2 protein-coding genes and 1 tRNA gene are annotated in these 2692 nt (G+C 37.8%); 2 read left to right on the top strand and 1 reads right to left on the bottom strand.

All coding sequences use genetic code 11. The features are described 5' to 3' along the window. The first annotated feature begins 56 nt into the window (after positions 1-56). Positions 57-1598: a protein kinase domain-containing protein gene (locus MICAI_RS00735; RefSeq protein WP_008196328.1), complete on the top strand. Its 1542-nt coding sequence runs from the start codon at positions 57-59 to the stop codon at positions 1596-1598. Between the two features lie 48 nt (positions 1599-1646). Here MICAI_RS00735 and MICAI_RS00730 read toward each other — a convergent pair whose 3' ends face one another. Beyond that, positions 1647-2459, bottom strand: a complete 813-nt coding sequence (locus MICAI_RS00730; protein ID WP_008196325.1) for an oxygen-dependent tRNA uridine(34) hydroxylase TrhO — start codon at positions 2457-2459, stop codon at positions 1647-1649. 77 nt (positions 2460-2536) lie between these two features. Here MICAI_RS00730 and MICAI_RS00725 point away from each other — a divergent pair. Next, positions 2537-2609: transfer RNA gene (locus MICAI_RS00725), tRNA-Ala, on the top strand. Positions 2610-2692: the final 83 nt, after the last annotated feature.

Raw genomic sequence — 2692 nt, 5'->3', positions numbered from 1 at the left:
TATATCTGGTAATATTGTCATCATCAAGTTTATTTTGTACTCTACCAATAAAATCTATGAGTTTTTGTATTAATCCCCATTGTCCTAAACCGAAAAGTATCAAGGAGAGTCGTTACTGTCAATCCTGTGGTTCCGACTTGCTTTTAAATGGTAAATATCGAGTCACAAATTTATTGAGTGCCAAAGGTGGATTTGGTAATACCTATGAAGTGATAGATGAACATAAAATAACCAAAGTATTAAAAGTTCTTACCTACGATTCCAGCAAAGCTATTGATTTATTTCAACAGGAAGCCAATCTTTTAAAACAATTAAATCACCCCGGTATTCCCAAAGGAGAAAACTATTTTATTTATCATCCCCGGGAGAGTCAAACTGCTTTACACTGTTTAGTTATGGAGAAAATTGCTGGTATTGACTTAGAAGAACATCAAAAACAAAGAGGATTTAAACCGATTGATTATCATCTCGCTTTGGATTGGTTAACTCAGTTAGCTAATATTCTCCACGAGGTTCATAAACATAAATTCTATCATCGCGACATCAAACCCTCTAATATTATTTTAAAACCCGATGGTCAATTAGTTTTAATTGATTTTGGAGCGGCGCGACAGGTGACTAAAACCGTCCTAGCAGGAGGCAAAAATACAGGAATTTACACCCCTGGATATGCTCCTCCTGAACAATCTCGTGGTCACTCTGTTCCCCAATCAGACTTTTATGCTTTGGGCAAAACTTTCGTCTTTTTGTTAACCGGTAAAGAACCCAGTGACCCCAAAATTTATAATATCAATACCAATGAATTTAACTGGCGTAAATATGCCCCAAATATCCCTTCTAGATTAGCAGATTTTATCGATAATTTAATGGCAGAAAAGCCTATTGATCGACCTAAAGACACCAAAACTTTGCTAAAAATTATTACCGATATTAAAGCTAATCCCCAGCAAAACAAAAAAACTAAAAATTCTCCTCCCGAAAAAACTCAAGTTATTCTTATTCGGAATTCTGTATCTATTCCCGATTTACTTTCTTCCAGTTATGCTGGGTTTTGGCTCCGTTTAAAAGCTTCTTTAATTGATTCTTTTATCGTTATTATTATCGCCGCTTTATTGGGTGGTTACATCTGTTTTCGCTTACAACAATGGGCAACTTTTCAAGATTTAAATCTTAATTTTGATATTCCCAAAGAAATCTGGGTTTATTATGCCGCGGGATTAAGTGCAGCTGGAACAACAATTATCGGTTTTGCCTTATTTATAGCAGCAATTATCTATAATATTCAAGCCAAAATTAACTTTACTCACGAACATATTGCCATCCTGACCGCTCTTGGTTTAGGAATAGTTATTAAATGGTTATATTATGTTTTCTTAGAATATCTTTTTAAAGCCACTATTGGTAAAATGTTTTTTGATTTATCCGTCACCGATAGCCAAGGCCGACGCATATCTTTTGCAAGAGCCAATCGCCGCTACTTACTAAAATTTATCTCCACTGCTCCCTTATATTTGGGCTTTTTACTGGCAGCCTGGACAAAGAAAAAACGCGCCCTTCATGACATGATTTCTGGTACACAAATCCGCAAAAAACAGTAACCAGAACCTAGAAAAGTAGGGGGAGGGGAGTGGGACGATATGATAAAATCAACTACAATAGGGACAAGATATTCCCGCTCGGTAATTGGGGGATTGTTGATCTTTTTCATCGATGGGATGACCGCAAGCGGGACACATTTCATAATGTCCTACCTCTAAATTAGCTGTTAGGGCCACTCTTTGATCGAAAACAAAACATTCTCCTTGCCAAAGACTCTGATCGGGACTAACTTCGTCTAAGTATTTCAAAATACCTCCCTCTAGCTGATAAACTTGAGAAAAGCCTTGATTTAATAAAAAAGCTGCTGCCTTTTCACAGCGAATTCCTCCCGTACAAAAAAGAGCTATTTTTTTATTGTTAATACTATCAAAATTGTCGTGAATATACTCAGGAAATTGGCGAAAATGCCGGATTTCTGGGTTAAGCGCTCCTGCAAAAGTACCGATCGCCACTTCATAATTATTCCGAGTATCGATCACTACCACGTCCGGCTCTTTCAGTAATTGGTTCCACTGTTCAGCTTTGAGATGAATTCCTGTTTTTTCGAGAGGATTAGCCTTGGGTTGACCGAAAGTTACAATTTCCTTTTTTAAGCGAATTTTTAAGCGTTGAAAGGGCAAATAATCACAAACAGACTCTTTCACCTCTAGATGAGCTAAACGAGTATCGGTTTTTAACCAACTAATCACCTCGGCGATCGCTTGACGGTTCCCAGCGATCGTTGCGTTAATTCCCTCGGCTGCCAGAAGAATAGTTCCTTTAATTCCTCTTTCTTGGCAGTATTTTTGTATTTCTGGCTGTTTTTGACGATAATCTGACAAAGCCACAAACTGGTAAAAAGTGGCGACTAGATAAGACATGGCAGGCAAGGGAAAAATTAACTTGTAATATTTTTCACTATAGGTTATAATAACGAAAGTGTCTCAAAAACCAGATCGGGGGTTTAGCTCAGTTGGTAGAGCGCCTGCTTTGCAAGCAGGATGTCAGCGGTTCGAGTCCGCTAACCTCCATAGCATCTCCCCCATAGTTTCCCTTTTGCTTGGTGATTAGCTCAAGTCTTTTTGGCGAGACAATTAGCTAGTTAATTATTAAG

The organism is Microcystis sp. T1-4 (assembly GCF_000297435.1).
In the GTDB taxonomy this organism is placed as follows: domain Bacteria; phylum Cyanobacteriota; class Cyanobacteriia; order Cyanobacteriales; family Microcystaceae; genus Microcystis.
This window is presented reverse-complemented; position numbering and strand designations above follow the sequence as displayed.